The following is a 12,818-nucleotide window of genomic DNA, read 5'->3' as shown; positions in this document are numbered from 1 at the left end:
CCAGGTTATCCCCCCGTCATGGTGCGGGGTAGCCACGTGGCCATTTCCGGGAACAGCATGAGGAGAACCACCATGAAAAGGAGTATTCCCAGAAAGGGAGAGGCGTAACGGGCGATGTGGAACAGGTCCTCCCCAGTCAGGGACTGGATGACGAAGAGGTTGAAGCCCACAGGGGGGGTGATCTGGGCCAGTTCTACCATGATTACCAGGTACACCCCAAACCACAAGGGATCCACTCCAATGGCCTTCACCACCGGCAGGATCACGCTGATGGTGAGGACCACGATGGAGATACCATCCAGAAACCAGCCCAGAATGACGTAGACCAGGCTCAGGAAGAAGATGAGGGCCACAGGGGTAATCCCCGCCTCCACCGCCCAAGCGGCCAAGGCCCGGGGGATGCCGGTGAACCCCATGGCCAAGGTCAAAACCCCGGCCCCTGCCAGGATCAGGCCGATCATGCTGGTGGTGCGGATGGCCCCCATGAGGCTTTCCCAGAACATCCTGGGGGAAAGCTCCCGGTTGAGGCCCGCCAGAAAAAGCGCTCCCGCTACCCCTATGGCGGCCGCCTCCGTGGGGGTAGCCACCCCAAGGTAGATGGAGCCTAGGACCAGGAGGATGAGGAAGAGGACAGGGAGGATGGCCAAGAGGCCTGCCAGGGTCTCGCGCAGGGGCTTTCTGGGCTCCTGGGGAAGCTCCTTCCGGTAGAGAAAGGCCAAAAGGGCCACCAGGAGCATGAAGAGGAGGGTCAGGACCACTCCCGGCACCACCCCCGCCATGAAGAGCCGGGCCACCGATACCTCTGCCATGACCCCGTAGACGATCATGATGACGCTGGGAGGGATAAGGAAGCCCAAGGTACCGGCCCCGGCTAAGGAGCCCAGGGCCAGGGGTTTGGGGTAGCCCCGGCGCAGCAGCTCGGGCAGGGTGAAGCGGCCCACGGTGGCGGTGGTGGCGGCGGAGGAGCCGATAACGGCGGCGAAGAGGGCGCTGGCCACCACGTTCACGTGGAGAAGCCCTCCTGGGAGACGCGAAAGAAGGGGGCTAAGCCCCTGGAAAAGCCCCTGGGCCAGCCGGGAGCGGTAGAGGATCTCCCCCATCCAGACGAAAAGGGGTAAAGCGGCCAGGCTCCAGCCCGAGGTGGAGGTCCAAAGGGCAGTGGCCAGGTTAGGTCCTGGAGGGGCGGAGGTAAAGAAAGCCAGGCCGGCCAGGCCCACCAGGAGGAGGGCCAGGCCCACGTAAACCCCCAGGGCCAGGAGGAGGAAAAGGAGGCCCACCAGGATAAGGCTTTCCCAGAGGAGGCTCATTCCTCCCCTCCCTGCCAGGCTTTCAGGCCCGCCTCGAGGAGGGCCAGGGCGAAGACGCTAAGGCCCACCGCCAGAAAGCTCTGGGGAAGCCAGAGGGGAAGGGGGAGAAGCCCGGGAGCCAGGTCTCCATAGCGGAAGCCCTCCGCCACTTTTAGCCACGCTTGAATGGAAGCATACAGGGTGGCTAGGAATCCGAGCCCCAGGGCGAAGGTTTCCAGGGGGCGCCTGGCACCGGGAGGAAGCTTCCCCAGCAAAAGCCGTACCCGGATGTGCCCCCCGGCCCTGAGGGTGGGGGCCAGCCCCAGGAAGATGAGCCCGGCGGTGGCAAACCCTGCCATCTCCAAGGCCGAGGGCACCACGAAGCCCAGATACCGCCCCGCCACCTGGGCCAGGATCACCAGGAGGATGAAAAGACCCATGAGGGCCGCCAGGAGCTCGGATAGGCGGAAAAGGCCCTCGAGGGTCCTCCCTAGAAGCCTCATCGCCCCAGGTACTGCCGGTAGACCTTCACCCCGGTGGCCCCAGCTTGCTTTTGCCACTCTAGGATCATGGTCTGTCCCACCTTCTTGAGGTCGGCCAGCAGGGCAGGGGAGGGCTTGACCACCTGCATGCCCCGGCTTGCCAGGGTCTGGAGGGCCTTTTCCTCCTGCTCCTGGCTTAGCCGCCAGCCCCGCTCCTCCGCCCGCTTGGCCGCCTGCAACAGGGCTTCCCGGTCCTGCGAGGAGAGGCTTTCAAAGGCCCGCCGGCCAATGACCACCATGTTTTTGGGAATCCAGGCCTTTACATCGTAGAAGTAGCGGGCGAAGTCCCAGGCTTGGCTGTCTACCCCTGTTACCGGGGAGGTGACCATGGCCTCCACGATCCCGGTGGCGAAGGCCTGGGGGATGTCGGCAGCCTCCACCTGCACCGGGTTCATGCCAAGAAGCTCCGCCAGCCGGGCGGTGGCGGGGTTGTAGGCCCGGAAGCGCAGGCCTTTCAGATCTGCCCCTGAGCCTACAGGCCGTTTGGTGTAGAGCCCCTGGGGTGGCCAGGGCACCGCGTAAAGAAAGACCACGCCCCGTTGGGCCAGCCACTTTTCCACCTCGGGGCGCTGGGCCTGGTAAAGCCTACGGGCCTCCTCGTAGCTGGTGGCCACGAAGGGGATGGAGTCCAGGTTGAAGAGGGGGTTCTCGTTGGCCAGAAGGGACATGAGCACCTCCCCCATCTGCACCTGCCCGTTCCTCACCGCGGGCAGGATCTGGGGATGGGGGAAGAGGGAGCCCCCGGGGTGCACGGTGATCCTGAGCCGGCCCCCCGTGGCCTCCTCCACCTCCTTGACGAACTGCTGGATGTTTTGCGTGTGGAAGTTGGCCGGTGGATACGGGGTAGCCATGTTCCAGCTCTGGGCCTGGGCCGCTACGGCCAATAGGACTAAGCCTGCCAAAAGGGTCCGCATATCTATGCACCTCCTAGCCCATTCTACCGCTTGGGCACCCGGTCCACGAACTCGTTGGTGTAGGTGCGCTTTAGGTCGATCGTCGCCCGGGCCACGTTGGGGACAAAACCCATCTTCTCCTGGAACCGGGCGAAAAGCTCCCGGACCTCCGGGCTCAGCTCCTCATTCCCCGGGACGCGGAGCCAGGAGATCACCATACCGCCACCGCCCGTATGGGGCCCCCAGAGGCCCCCCGATGCTTCGGGGCTCCCACGAAGATGAGGGCTCCGGCGGGGGGCACCTGGGCCAGGTTGGCCAGGTTTTCCAGGCCATATTTCCCGGCGCCTAGGAGGGTCACGTGGGCCTTAAATTCTTTGGAGGGGCCGTGATCTAAGGACAGGGTATCCACCCCCACCCCCACGATCTCCCGCTCCCGCACCAGGAACTCAGCGGCTTCCGGGGAGAAGCCGGGGAAATGGAGGGTCCCTGCGGCGTCTTGGTTTAAGAAGGCCTTAGGTTCACGCCAACGGGCTTCCCAGCCCGAGTGCATGGCCACCAGGGCCCCTTTGGGCAGGCGGCCGTGCTGGCGCTCGTAGGCCAGGATGTCGTCCACGGTCACCTGGGCATCGGGGTCCCGGGCAGCCCTCTCGTGGATGTGGATCACCGCCAGGGGGGCGATGAGGGTCTCTACGGGTAGCTTCTCCGCGGTAAGCCCCCCTTCCGCAAAGTGGGCGGGGGCATCCATATGGGTTCCCGAGTGCTCCCAGAGGTCAATGCGGTTCCCGTAGTAGCCGTTCTGCCGCACCGTGACCAGGGTGGTGATGCGCATGGGCTCGGCCCCGGGGAAGAGAGGGATCTCCGGGGAAAGCTCGTGGGTGAGGTCCACCGCCCGGCTAAAGGCCTTCCCCGGTACCTGGACCTGGGCCATGGCCCGGGTTGCCAGAAGCCCTAAACCCGCGCCCAACAGGGCCCTGCGGGAGATCTGCTTGGCCACTTCCTCCATCACCAGAGGGGCACACATGGTTTCCTCCCTTGTTAGGGCAAGCTACCACGGGACTGCAAAGGTATGCAAGCCCTAGCGCCGGGGGTCCAGGCGGTCGCGGAGGCCGTCCCCCAGGAGGTTAAAGCCCAGGATGGCCAAGGAAAGGGCCACCCCCGGGACCAGGGCGGGGTATGGGGAAAGGGGGAGGAAGCTCTGCGCCTCCCTCAGCATGCGGCCCAGGCTGGGATTAGGGGGTTGGACGCCTAGGCCCAGGTAGGAAAGGGCGGCCTCGGCCAACAAGGCAGCGGCGAAGGCCAGGCTGGCCTGGACCAGGAGGGGTCCTAGGAGGTTGGGAAGGAGATGGCGGAAGACCACCCGTCCTGGACTGGCTCCCAGGGCCAAGGCGGCCTCTACGAAGGGGGTGGTTTTCAAGCTCATGGCCCCAGCCCGGGTCACCCGGAAGAAGGCGGGCACCATGGAAAGCCCCACCGCCAGCATGCTGCTCACCGTGCCAGGCCCCATGAGGGCGGCGAAGAGGAGGGCCAGGAGCAAGCCAGGGAGGGCATAGAGGGCCTCCATGAGGAGGCTTAAGAGGCCGTCCCAGTGCCGGCCCAGGTATCCGGCAAGTAGGCCTGTGGCCACGCCCAGGGTAAAACCCACGGAGACAGCGATGCTTCCCACCAGTAGGGCATTCCTCGCCCCGTGGAGGAGGCGGGCCAGAAGGTCCCGGCCCAGGGGGTCGGTGCCCAGGGGATGGCTGGGGGAGGGGGGAGCAAGGCGGTGGAGGAAGTCGGGGGCGTTGGGGTCCACGGGGTAGAGGAAGGAGGCCAGGGCCATGAGGAGGAAGAGGCCCACCAAGAGGCTTCCCAGGAGGAGGCTTGGGCTACGCATACGCCACCCGTGGGTCCAAGAGGCCGTAGAGGAGGTCCACCAGGAGGTTGAAGAGGACGATGAGGGCCGCCATGACCAGAACCAGGCCCTGGAGAAGGGGGTAGTCGCGGGCCTCGAGGGCGGTGAGGGCCAGGCTTCCCATCCCCGGTAGGGCGAAGACCGCCTCCACCACCACCGCCCCGGTGAGGAGGAACCCTCCTTCCAGGCCCAGCACGGTGATCAGGGGAAGGCTTGCCGGCTTTAGGGCGTGCTTGAGGAGCACCCAGGTCTCGGGGACTCCCTTGGCCCGGGCGGTGCGGATGTAGTCCTGGCCCATCACCTCCAGCAGGCTCCCCCGGGCCATGCGAAAGAGGATGGCCGCCCGGGAAAGGGCCAGGGTGAGGGCGGGGAGGAAAAGGTGGCGCAGGGCTTCCCATGGACTGGAGAACCCTGGGAAGCCGCTGGCGGGGAAGAGGGGCAGGTGCACCGCCAGGGCGTAGAGGAGGACCACCCCCAGGAAGAAGGTGGGTACGGATTGCAAAAGGGCCATAAGGCCACTCAGGGCCAGGTCCCACATGGGAAACCTAAGGGCTAGGAGGGCCAGGGGTAGGGCCAGGAAAAGGGCGCCGCCAAGCCCTAGGAGGACGAGGGCCAGAGTGAGGGAGATCCGCTCGCCCAGGAGTTCGCCCACGGGCTTTCCGTAGCGGATGGACTCCCCCAGGTCTAGGCGGAGGGTGCGGGTGAGCCAGTCCGCATAGCGTTCCCAGGGAGGTTTGTCCAGGCCGAGGGCCCGTTCCAGGGCCTGCCGAGCGGCTGGAGACGCCTCGAGGCCCAGGATGGCCTGTACCGGGTCCCCCGGGAGGAGGAGGAGAAAGACGAAGACCAGGCTGGAGGCCAGCCACAGGGTGGCCAGGGCCAGGAGGACCCGCCTCAGGAGAAAGCTTCGCATCTAGCGGCTTAAGTACACCCGGGTTACGTTGAGGCTCGGGGTGGGCTGGTTCTGCCACCAGCCCATGACCTCCTTGCGCATGGCGGCGATGTAGGGGGCGTTCATCACCCAAAGGTTCACCGCATCCTGGGCCAGGAGGCGTTGCATTTCCTTCATAATCTCGCAGGCCTGCTGGGGGTCGGGGGTGCGCAGGTAGCGGGTGTAAAGCTCCCGGAAACGGGGGGAATCGTAGCGGAAATAGTAGTTCGGGTTGGCGTAGATGCCGATATCGTGGGGCTCGGAGTGACCGATGATGGTCATCTGGTAGTCGGCCCCCCGGAAGACCCGAGAAAGCCAGGTGGCCCACTCCACCACCTCCAGCCGGGCCTGGACTCCCATCTGGGCAAGCTGGGCGGCGATGGCCTCGCCAAGCCGCCTCTCGTAAGGGTAGGGAGCGGCCAGGGTGAAGGTGAAGCGCAGGGGATTGTTGGGTCCATACCCCGCCTCTTGCAGAAGGGCCCGGGCCCGGGCAGGGTCGTAGGGGTAATAGCCGGAGAGGTCTTCGTAGCACCTCTCCCCGGGGGAGCGGTGGCTACCGATGGGGGTGCCAAAGCCCAGCATCACCCCTTCCACCAGGGCCTTCTTGTCCACGGCGTGCTGGATGGCCCGCCGCACCCGGAGATCGTTGAAGGGGGGGCGGCTATTGTTCATCCCCACAGTGATCTCCGTGGTGGTGAAGCCAGTGACCACCTTGAAGTTGGGGTCCCGCCTGAGCACCAGGGCGTTTTCCGGGCTCACCCCCAGGCCGATCACCTGGATGTCACCTGCCCGGAGGGCGGCGAGCTGGGCGTTTGGATCCGGCAGGAAGCGGAAGAAGACCCGGTCCAGATAGGGTAGGCCGGGCTCGTAGTACCCTTCAAACCGCTCCAGCCTCACCCCTACGCCCCGCTCCCAGGCCACGAAGCGGAAGGGCCCGGTACCGATGGGCTGGGTCTTCTGCTCCTCCACCCGGCCTTTGGGTCCGATCACCGAGTCAGGCCGGGCCAGGTTGAAGAGGAAGTCCTGGTTGGGCTGGCGCAGGCGGAAGACCACGGTGTAGGGGTCCTTGGCCTCCACGCTCTGGATGTCCTGGTAGTACTCGGGATGGGTGTGGCCGGACTTGGGATCCCGGGCGCGGTTAAACTTGAAGATCACGTCCTCAGCGGTGAAGGGGGCGCCGTTATGGAAGCGCACCCCCCGGCGCAAGTAAAAGGTCCAGGTGAGGCTGGAGGGGCTTCCCTGCCAGCGCTCCGCCAAGGCGGGGACGCTCTCCCCCTTCTCGTTGAACTTGACTAGGCCCTGGAGGACGTTGTCGTAGAGCATGCGGGGGATCTCCTGGCTGGTGGAGGCCGTGGGGTCTAAGACGGGAGGCTCGGCCAGGATGGCCACCCGAAGCTCCCCCCCTCTCGGCTGGGCCAAGGCCAGGCCTAGGCTAACCAGAAGGAACAAGCCTAACCGCTTTCCCATATCTTCCCTCCCTTTCCCCATACTATGCCTGGGGGCTCCCATGCCCGAGGCATCTACTCCAGATAGAGCACCGCCAAGGCGGCGTAGACCTGGGCGGCTTGGACCACCTCCTCCAGGTCCACCCACTCGTCCACCTGATGGGGCAGGGTTTTCCCGCCAGGTCCCATGACCACCACAGGAAGGCCTGCCCAGGCCCGGAGGAAGGTACCGTCTGTGGCCCCTGGCACGCCGCCAAAGCGTACGGGGAGGCCGAGAAGCCCCAAGGCGTTCTCTGCTGCCCGCACCAGGGGATCCTCCCGGGGGGTTTCCACGGGGGGGCGGTCCTCCAGGACCTCCACCTGGATTCCCGCCAGGGTCTGGATGCGGTCTACCAACTCCCGGTGGTCCAACCCGGGCACGGTGCGCACGTCCAGGGCCAGTTCGGCATGGGCGGGGATCACGTTCATCTGCCCCTCCCCCGCACTGGCTACGAGCCGGGTAGGGGTGAGGTAGGGAGGACCCAGTAAGGGATGAGGAAGCGTTTCCTGGAGCTCCTTTTGGATTCTCTCCAGTTCCAGTACCAAGCGGGCGGCCTTGGGGATAGGGTTCTCCCCGGCGTAGGGCATGGCCCCATGGGCCATCTTTCCTGGGAAACGGAGTTGGAGGCGCAGGGCCCCCTTCTGCCAAAGGCAAATCTCCATCTCCTCGGGTTCGGCCACCACGGCTCCCCGGAAGCCCTGGGCGAACCCTCCCTTTATGAAGGCCTTCACTCCCAGCATCAACCCCTCCTCGTCGGCCAAGGCGGCCAGGCGCAGGGTACGCCGGGGGCGGCCTAGGGTCCGTTTCACGGCCAACAGGGCGGCCACCAGGGCAGCCAGACCTCCCTTCATGTCGCAGGCTCCCCGGCCGTACAGCCGCCTCCCTTCCACCACCCCTTCGTAGGGGGGGTAACGCCAGAGATCTTCGTCCCCGGGGGTGACCACGTCGGTGTGCCCCTCGAGGATCAACCCCCCTTCTCCCTCCCCTAGATCGGCCATCAAGTTAGGCCGGCCAGGGGCTGCTTCCTGCCGAAAGGGGCGGAGGCCCCGCTCCCTTAGGTACTCCTCCAGGAAGGCCACCACTCCCTCTTCCCCGGGTCCAGGATAGTGGCTTGGGATCCGGACCATGGCCCTTAGGAGCTCCACCACCTCCCTTTCGTCCACCGCTTCCGCCGCCAGGAGGGCCTTTTCCATAGGCTTCGGGCTGATTATACCGCGGTATGCTGGGGCCAAGGAAAGGAGGAGAGCATGAAGGACTACCGGGACCTCTTTAACCTCGAGGGGCAGGTGGCCTTGGTGGTGGGAGCGGCCTCGGGGATCGGGCGGGCCTCGGCGGAGGCCCTGGCGGCCTTTGGGGCCAAGGTGGTGCTGGCGGACCGGGATGAAAAGGGTCTGGAGGAAGCCCTCGAGGCTATCCGTGGGCAAGGAGGGATGGCGGAGGCCCACCTCCTTGATCTGGCGGAAAGGGGAAAGGCCGAGGGGCTGGTGGAAGAGGTATACCGGGTCCATGGTCGGCTGGACACCCTGGTTTCCACCCCGGCCATCAACGTGCGCAAACCCCTTCTGTACTACACCGATGAGGAGATCGACCGGGTGGTAGACCTCAACCTGAAGGGAACCCTGCGCCTTTTAAGGGCCGGGGGGAGGGTAATGCGGGAACAGGGTGGGGGGAGCCTCATTGCCTTTGCTTCCATCCGGGCCCTGGTGGTGGAGCCAGGCCAAGGGGTCTACGCCGCCACCAAGGCAGGGATTCTTCAGATCATGCGTACCCTGGCTGCAGAGCTCGGGCCCTTTGGGGTTCGGGCCAACGCTGTGGCCCCTGGGCCCATAGAAACTCCCCTCACCGCCCCCATCAAGGCTCACCCCGATTGGTACCGGGCCTATGGGGAGAAGACCGCCCTTAAGCGCTGGGGAAGGCCCGAGGAGGTGGCCATGGCGGTGGTGTTCCTGGCCTCGCCGGCCTCTAGCTACGTGACGGGTACCCTGTTTTTGGTGGATGGAGGTTGGACAGCGGTGGACGGGCGGTTCACCCCGCCCCTTTAGGGCGCTCCCAACCCTAACCCTTGATAGCCACCAGGACTATCCGATGCTTGATGAGGATGCGGCCTCCAGGTTCTTCCTTCACCACCAGGGAGCGGACGCCGGGGGAAGCCTGGGCCAAGACCTCCTCTACCCGCATGGCTTCCGTACCTTCCGGGTCAAGGGGGTAGAGCCACCGGGACCAGGGAAGCTCCTCTGCGAACTCCTCTAGGTGGAGGAGGTTGAGGCCCGTATCCGCAACGAGCCTTCGCCACTCCTCTACGGTGTACGACCGTACATGGGAGTTGTCCCGGGCTGCCTCGAGGGCATTGAAGAGGCGGGCGGCCTCCGGGTTTGCGGGGGCCACCATGTCGGCGATGCCCAGACGGCCTCCAGGCTTCAGAACCCTGGCCATCTCGGCCAGGGCCTTGGTGATGTGGGGGAAATGATGGGCGGCCCGCCGGCTGGTAACCAAATCGAACTCCTGGTCAGGGAAGGGCAGGGACTCCGCGTCCCCCACCAGGAAGCGGACATTGGGGAGGCCCCGTTCGCAGGCGGCTTGGGCAAAGGGGATGGCCATTTCTGGAGTTAGGTCGATCCCGATAGCTTCCCTTACAAAAGGGGCCAACGCTAAAGCCGTGTGGCCCGGGCCCGTGGCCACATCCAGGACTTTTTCCGAGGATCTGGGTTCCAAAAGCTCCAGCAACCTCTTCAGATCGGGGCCGCCAGCATGGCTGCTGCTTCGGGCATACTCCTGGGCGTGGCGGGAGAAAAAGCTCCGGGCTAGCTCCTTCGGCCCCTCGCTCACGGTTTCCTCCAGGCCCCATTTTACGTCCGGATGTTGACGGGAGCTGGGTGGTCCATGGACGAGGCTCCCTGGGCGGCCACGGCCCCGGCGGTGGGGATCCTGCTCACGGTTCTAGCCTTCAACCTCCTGGGGGATGGGCTAAGGGACGTGTGGGATCCCCGGGGACGCTAGGCCACCCGTTCCCCTTCCAGGTACACCTCTACCACCCTCAGGGCCTCGTCCAACGCCACCAGGTCCGCCCGCTTGCCGGGGGCGATCTCCCCGCGGTCGGAAAGGCCCAGGTAACGGGCTGGGTACAAGGATAGCCTCCGGGCGGCCTCCTCCAGGGGTACCCCCCAGGCCACCAGGTTCCTTAGGGCCTGGTCCAGGGTGAGGGTGCTCCCCGCCAGGGACTCCCCCAGCCACACCCCCTCCCTCCGCTTCTCCACCCGGTGGGCCCCCAAGGGGTAGACCCCATCCGGCATCCCCGCCGCCGCCACGGCGTCGCTCACAGGGTAAAGCCCGGGGATGGCCTTCAAGGCCAGGCGGATGGCGGCGGGGTGCACGTGGAGGCCATCGGGGATGATCTCCGCCCACGCCCCCCGCTCCAGGGCCAGGCCCACCACCCCGGGGGCCCGGTGGTGGAGGCCGGTCATGGCGTTGAAGAGATGGGTGAAGCCCACGGCTCCTGTCTCCAGGGCCGCACGGGCCTCCTCATACCCCGCCTCCGTGTGCCCCAGCTGGACCCGCACCCCCCTCTCCGCCAGGAAGCGGATGAGCTCCAAGGCCCCGGGAAGCTCGGGGGCCAGGGTGACCACCCGCACGGGGGCCAGGGAGAGGAGGCGCTCGGCCACCTCCGGGTCCGGGGGGAGGGGAAAGGGGGGCTGGGCCCCCAGGCGGTGTGGGCTGAGGAAGGGGCCTTCCAGGTGCACACCCAGGAGGGCCTTACCCCAGGGGCCTTCCATGGCCCTCCGGATTCCTTGGAGGGCCCTTTCCAGTTGGTCCAGGGGGGCGGTGACGGTGGTGGCCAGGAGGCCGGTGGTGCCGTGGCGGAGGTGGAAGCGCACGGTGGCCTCCACGCCCTCCTGGCCCTCCATCACCTCCCTGCCTCCTCCCCCGTGCACGTGGAGGTCCAGGAAGCCGGGGAGGATGTAGGGGCCATCCACGGGGGCTTCCTCAATGGCCTCAACGCGCTCGGAGAAGTGGAGGCGGCCCCGCAGGAAGCCATGGGGGGTGAGAATGCGGCCTAAAAGCATGCTTCCCTCCTAACCTGGGTGTACCACTTGGCCTGCCCTTAGGTCCTGGCCTCCCGTGGCCCGGCCCAGTACATTGGCCTCCCCAAGGGCGTACAGGTATCCCAGGATGGCGAAGGCCAGGGCTTCCCGCACCTTAGGGTTCTCCATCACGGACACGGGAAGACCTTGAGAAAGAAGGGCTACCAGAACCCGGTTTCTCGCCCCACCCCCGGCCAGGAGAACCTGGTCCACCGGGCCCACGAAGCGCCGGTAGGCCTCGAGGATGCTCCTTGCGGTGAGTTCCAAGAGGGAGCGGAGGAGGCGGCCGGGTTCCTCTGGCCGGGAGGGCAGGTTTTCCAGCCGCCACACCTCCCGTCCCGTGGTCTTGGGTGGGGAGATCCGGAAGTAAGGATGGGAAAGCCAGGCCTTAAGGGCCTCCTCATCGGGCCTAGCCTCCTCCGCCAAGGCCGTGGCCTCTTCCCAGGTGAGCCCCAGGGCCTGGACCGCCTCGTCAAAAAGGCAAACCCCAGGCCCGGTGTCAAAGGCCACCAGGGAGCCTGGATCTACCCCCTGGAAGTAGGTCAGATTGGAGATGCCCCCAAGGTTGTGAACGGCCTTGCGCTTGCCTGCCTCCCCGTAGAGGAGAAGGTCCGGGTAGGCCACCAGGGGGGCCCCCTGGCCCCCGGCCGCCAGGTCCACGGCCCGGAAGCCAAAGACCACGGGCACCCCTAGGCCCAGGGCCAGGTAGCTGGGCTCCCCCAGCTGGAAGGTGGCCCTCGGGGGCTCGTGCCACACGGTCTGGCCCGAGAGGGTTACCAGCTCGGCCCTACCCCGAAAGGGAAGGGCGGCATCCCGGTAGAACCGGCCCAGGTCGTGGTGAAGAAGGGCGATCTCCCGGGTGTCGGCCTGGCGCATGGCCTTAAGCACCCGCCCCCGTAGCCCCTCTGGATACGGCACCTCCCGGTGCTCCAATACCCGGTGGGAAAGGTGGGGGGGGCGGCCGGAAAACTCCGCCAGGACCAGGTCCACCCCGTCGGCGCTGGTGCCGGACATGAGACCCAAGACCCTCATGCGAGCTCCACCAGAAGCTCGTACCGGTCGGCGCGGTACCAGCTTTTCACCCACTCGATGGGCCGGCCATCCTGCAGATAGCTGATCCTCTCCAGATGGAGGAGGGGGCTTCCTGGTTCCACCCCTAAGGGCCTGGCCTCCTCCCGGGCGGCCACGGCCCGGAGCCGTTGCAAGGCGCGCACCGGCCTTAGGCCCTTGGCCTCGAGGGCCCGGTATAGGGAGCCCTCAGGCGGTTCCGCCAGGGCCCAGGCGGGCAAGGTGGCCCGCTCCAGGGCCATGGGTTCCCCGTCCGCAAGCCTCAGGCGGAGGAGGCGGAGCACCTCCTCCCCCGGGGAAAGCCCCAGGGCCATGGCCTCTTCCGGGGCCGCAGGACCCTTTTCCACCCCCAGGACCTTGGTGCTGGGCTTCATGCCCAAGGCCTCCATCTCCTCGCTAAAACCCCGAAGACGGGTGCGGAAGGTGGCCCTTTTGGCCACGAAGGTACCGCTCCCCTGCCGGCGCACCACCAAGCCTTCCTCCTCCAGAAGGTCCAAGGCTTTGCGCACGCTATCCCGGGAAACCCCGAAGGCCTCGGACAGGGCCCGTTCTGGGGGAAGGGCATCCTGGAAGTTGCCCTGAAGGATACCTTCCCTTAGCCGCCGGGCCAGTTCCAGGTACAGGGGACCGTGGGCCATGGTCGCAT

General features: G+C 66.4%; 14 protein-coding genes and 1 pseudogene. 2 read left to right on the top strand and 13 right to left on the bottom strand.

What is annotated here, in order from left to right; all coding sequences use genetic code 11:
• Positions 1-5: 5 nt before the first annotated feature.
• Genes DK874_RS02090 through DK874_RS02055 form a run of 9 tightly spaced genes read right to left on the bottom strand, consistent with a single transcriptional unit; the run spans position 6 to position 8,218 of the window.
• Complete coding sequence (locus DK874_RS02090; protein WP_114312341.1) at positions 6-1,307, bottom strand: TRAP transporter large permease; 1,302 nt, start codon at positions 1,305-1,307, stop codon at positions 6-8.
• The gene (locus tag DK874_RS02085) at positions 1,304-1,789 is read right to left on the bottom strand and encodes a TRAP transporter small permease (RefSeq protein ID WP_114312339.1); all 486 of its coding nucleotides are present in this window, start codon (positions 1,787-1,789) and stop codon (positions 1,304-1,306) included. The genes DK874_RS02090 and DK874_RS02085 overlap by 4 nt, the downstream gene beginning before the upstream one ends.
• Positions 1,786-2,742: a TRAP transporter substrate-binding protein gene (locus DK874_RS02080; protein WP_114312337.1), complete on the bottom strand. Its 957-nt coding sequence runs from the start codon at positions 2,740-2,742 to the stop codon at positions 1,786-1,788. Before DK874_RS02080 ends, DK874_RS02085 begins: the two co-directional genes overlap by 4 nt.
• A gap of 23 nt (positions 2,743-2,765) precedes the next feature.
• Positions 2,766-2,939 carry a hypothetical protein gene (locus tag DK874_RS11720; protein WP_240307588.1) on the bottom strand — a complete coding sequence of 58 codons (174 nt, stop codon included), beginning with the start codon at positions 2,937-2,939 and terminating at the stop codon, positions 2,766-2,768.
• The gene (locus DK874_RS02075; RefSeq protein ID WP_114312334.1) at positions 2,933-3,742 is read right to left on the bottom strand and encodes a cyclase family protein; all 810 of its coding nucleotides are present in this window, start codon (positions 3,740-3,742) and stop codon (positions 2,933-2,935) included. The genes DK874_RS11720 and DK874_RS02075 overlap by 7 nt, the downstream gene beginning before the upstream one ends.
• Before the next feature lie 54 nt (positions 3,743-3,796).
• Positions 3,797-4,594, bottom strand: coding sequence for an ABC transporter permease (locus tag DK874_RS02070; protein ID WP_114312332.1), 798 nt, complete (start codon positions 4,592-4,594; stop codon positions 3,797-3,799).
• Complete coding sequence (locus tag DK874_RS02065; protein ID WP_114312330.1) at positions 4,587-5,522, bottom strand: ABC transporter permease; 936 nt, start codon at positions 5,520-5,522, stop codon at positions 4,587-4,589. The genes DK874_RS02070 and DK874_RS02065 overlap by 8 nt, the downstream gene beginning before the upstream one ends.
• Complete coding sequence (locus DK874_RS02060; RefSeq protein WP_114312687.1) at positions 5,523-7,007, bottom strand: ABC transporter substrate-binding protein; 1,485 nt, start codon at positions 7,005-7,007, stop codon at positions 5,523-5,525.
• 53 nt (positions 7,008-7,060) lie between these two features.
• Complete coding sequence (locus DK874_RS02055) at positions 7,061-8,218, bottom strand: M20 family metallopeptidase (RefSeq protein ID WP_114312327.1); 1,158 nt, start codon at positions 8,216-8,218, stop codon at positions 7,061-7,063.
• A 54-nt stretch (positions 8,219-8,272) separates the two neighbouring features.
• On the opposite strand from DK874_RS02055, the gene DK874_RS02050 reads away from it, so the two are divergent.
• Complete coding sequence (locus DK874_RS02050) at positions 8,273-9,067, top strand: SDR family NAD(P)-dependent oxidoreductase (protein ID WP_114312324.1); 795 nt, start codon at positions 8,273-8,275, stop codon at positions 9,065-9,067.
• 13 nt (positions 9,068-9,080) lie between these two features.
• On the opposite strand, the gene DK874_RS02045 is transcribed toward DK874_RS02050, so the two are convergent.
• Positions 9,081-9,851, bottom strand: coding sequence for a class I SAM-dependent methyltransferase (locus DK874_RS02045; protein WP_162798691.1), 771 nt, complete (start codon positions 9,849-9,851; stop codon positions 9,081-9,083).
• A gap of 54 nt (positions 9,852-9,905) precedes the next feature.
• Between DK874_RS02045 and DK874_RS02040 the strand changes: the two are divergent.
• A pseudogene (locus tag DK874_RS02040) lies at positions 9,906-10,022 on the top strand (D,D-dipeptide ABC transporter permease); the annotation flags it as partial.
• On the opposite strand, the gene nagA reads toward DK874_RS02040, so the two are convergent.
• Genes nagA through DK874_RS02025 form a run of 3 tightly spaced genes read right to left on the bottom strand, consistent with a single transcriptional unit; the run spans position 10,019 to position 12,810 of the window.
• The gene (nagA, locus tag DK874_RS02035) at positions 10,019-11,086 is read right to left on the bottom strand and encodes an N-acetylglucosamine-6-phosphate deacetylase (RefSeq protein ID WP_114312322.1); all 1,068 of its coding nucleotides are present in this window, start codon (positions 11,084-11,086) and stop codon (positions 10,019-10,021) included. The pseudogene DK874_RS02040 and the gene nagA sit on opposite strands and share 4 nt — an antisense overlap.
• 9 nt (positions 11,087-11,095) lie before the next feature.
• Positions 11,096-12,136, bottom strand: coding sequence for an anhydro-N-acetylmuramic acid kinase (locus tag DK874_RS02030; protein ID WP_114312321.1), 1,041 nt, complete (start codon positions 12,134-12,136; stop codon positions 11,096-11,098).
• Positions 12,133-12,810: a GntR family transcriptional regulator gene (locus DK874_RS02025; RefSeq protein WP_114312320.1), complete on the bottom strand. Its 678-nt coding sequence runs from the start codon at positions 12,808-12,810 to the stop codon at positions 12,133-12,135. Before DK874_RS02025 ends, DK874_RS02030 begins: the two co-directional genes overlap by 4 nt.
• Between the last annotated feature and the right edge of the window lie 8 nt (positions 12,811-12,818).

It is taken from the genome of Thermus caldifontis (assembly GCF_003336745.1).
Classification (GTDB): Bacteria; Deinococcota; Deinococci; order Deinococcales; family Thermaceae; genus Thermus; species Thermus caldifontis.
This window is presented reverse-complemented; position numbering and strand designations above follow the sequence as displayed.

Bases quoted from the DNA above. Each gene is read 5' to 3' on its own strand.
- nagA (WP_114312322.1), bottom strand. From the start codon at position 11,086: ATGCTTTTAGGCCGCATTCTCACCCCCCATGGCTTCCTGCGGGGCCGC.
- DK874_RS02030 (WP_114312321.1), bottom strand. From the start codon at position 12,136: ATGAGGGTCTTGGGTCTCATGTCCGGCACCAGCGCCGACGGGGTGGAC.
- DK874_RS02080 (WP_114312337.1), bottom strand. From the start codon at position 2,742: ATGCGGACCCTTTTGGCAGGCTTAGTCCTATTGGCCGTAGCGGCCCAG.
- DK874_RS02025 (WP_114312320.1), bottom strand. From the start codon at position 12,810: ATGGCCCACGGTCCCCTGTACCTGGAACTGGCCCGGCGGCTAAGGGAA.
- DK874_RS02050 (WP_114312324.1), top strand. From the start codon at position 8,273: ATGAAGGACTACCGGGACCTCTTTAACCTCGAGGGGCAGGTGGCCTTG.
- DK874_RS11720 (WP_240307588.1), bottom strand. From the start codon at position 2,939: ATGGTGATCTCCTGGCTCCGCGTCCCGGGGAATGAGGAGCTGAGCCCG.
- DK874_RS02060 (WP_114312687.1), bottom strand. From the start codon at position 7,007: ATGGGAAAGCGGTTAGGCTTGTTCCTTCTGGTTAGCCTAGGCCTGGCC.
- DK874_RS02065 (WP_114312330.1), bottom strand. From the start codon at position 5,522: ATGCGAAGCTTTCTCCTGAGGCGGGTCCTCCTGGCCCTGGCCACCCTG.
- DK874_RS02085 (WP_114312339.1), bottom strand. From the start codon at position 1,789: ATGAGGCTTCTAGGGAGGACCCTCGAGGGCCTTTTCCGCCTATCCGAG.
- DK874_RS02055 (WP_114312327.1), bottom strand. From the start codon at position 8,218: ATGGAAAAGGCCCTCCTGGCGGCGGAAGCGGTGGACGAAAGGGAGGTG.
- DK874_RS02090 (WP_114312341.1), bottom strand. From the start codon at position 1,307: ATGAGCCTCCTCTGGGAAAGCCTTATCCTGGTGGGCCTCCTTTTCCTC.
- DK874_RS02070 (WP_114312332.1), bottom strand. From the start codon at position 4,594: ATGCGTAGCCCAAGCCTCCTCCTGGGAAGCCTCTTGGTGGGCCTCTTC.
- DK874_RS02075 (WP_114312334.1), bottom strand. From the start codon at position 3,742: ATGTGTGCCCCTCTGGTGATGGAGGAAGTGGCCAAGCAGATCTCCCGC.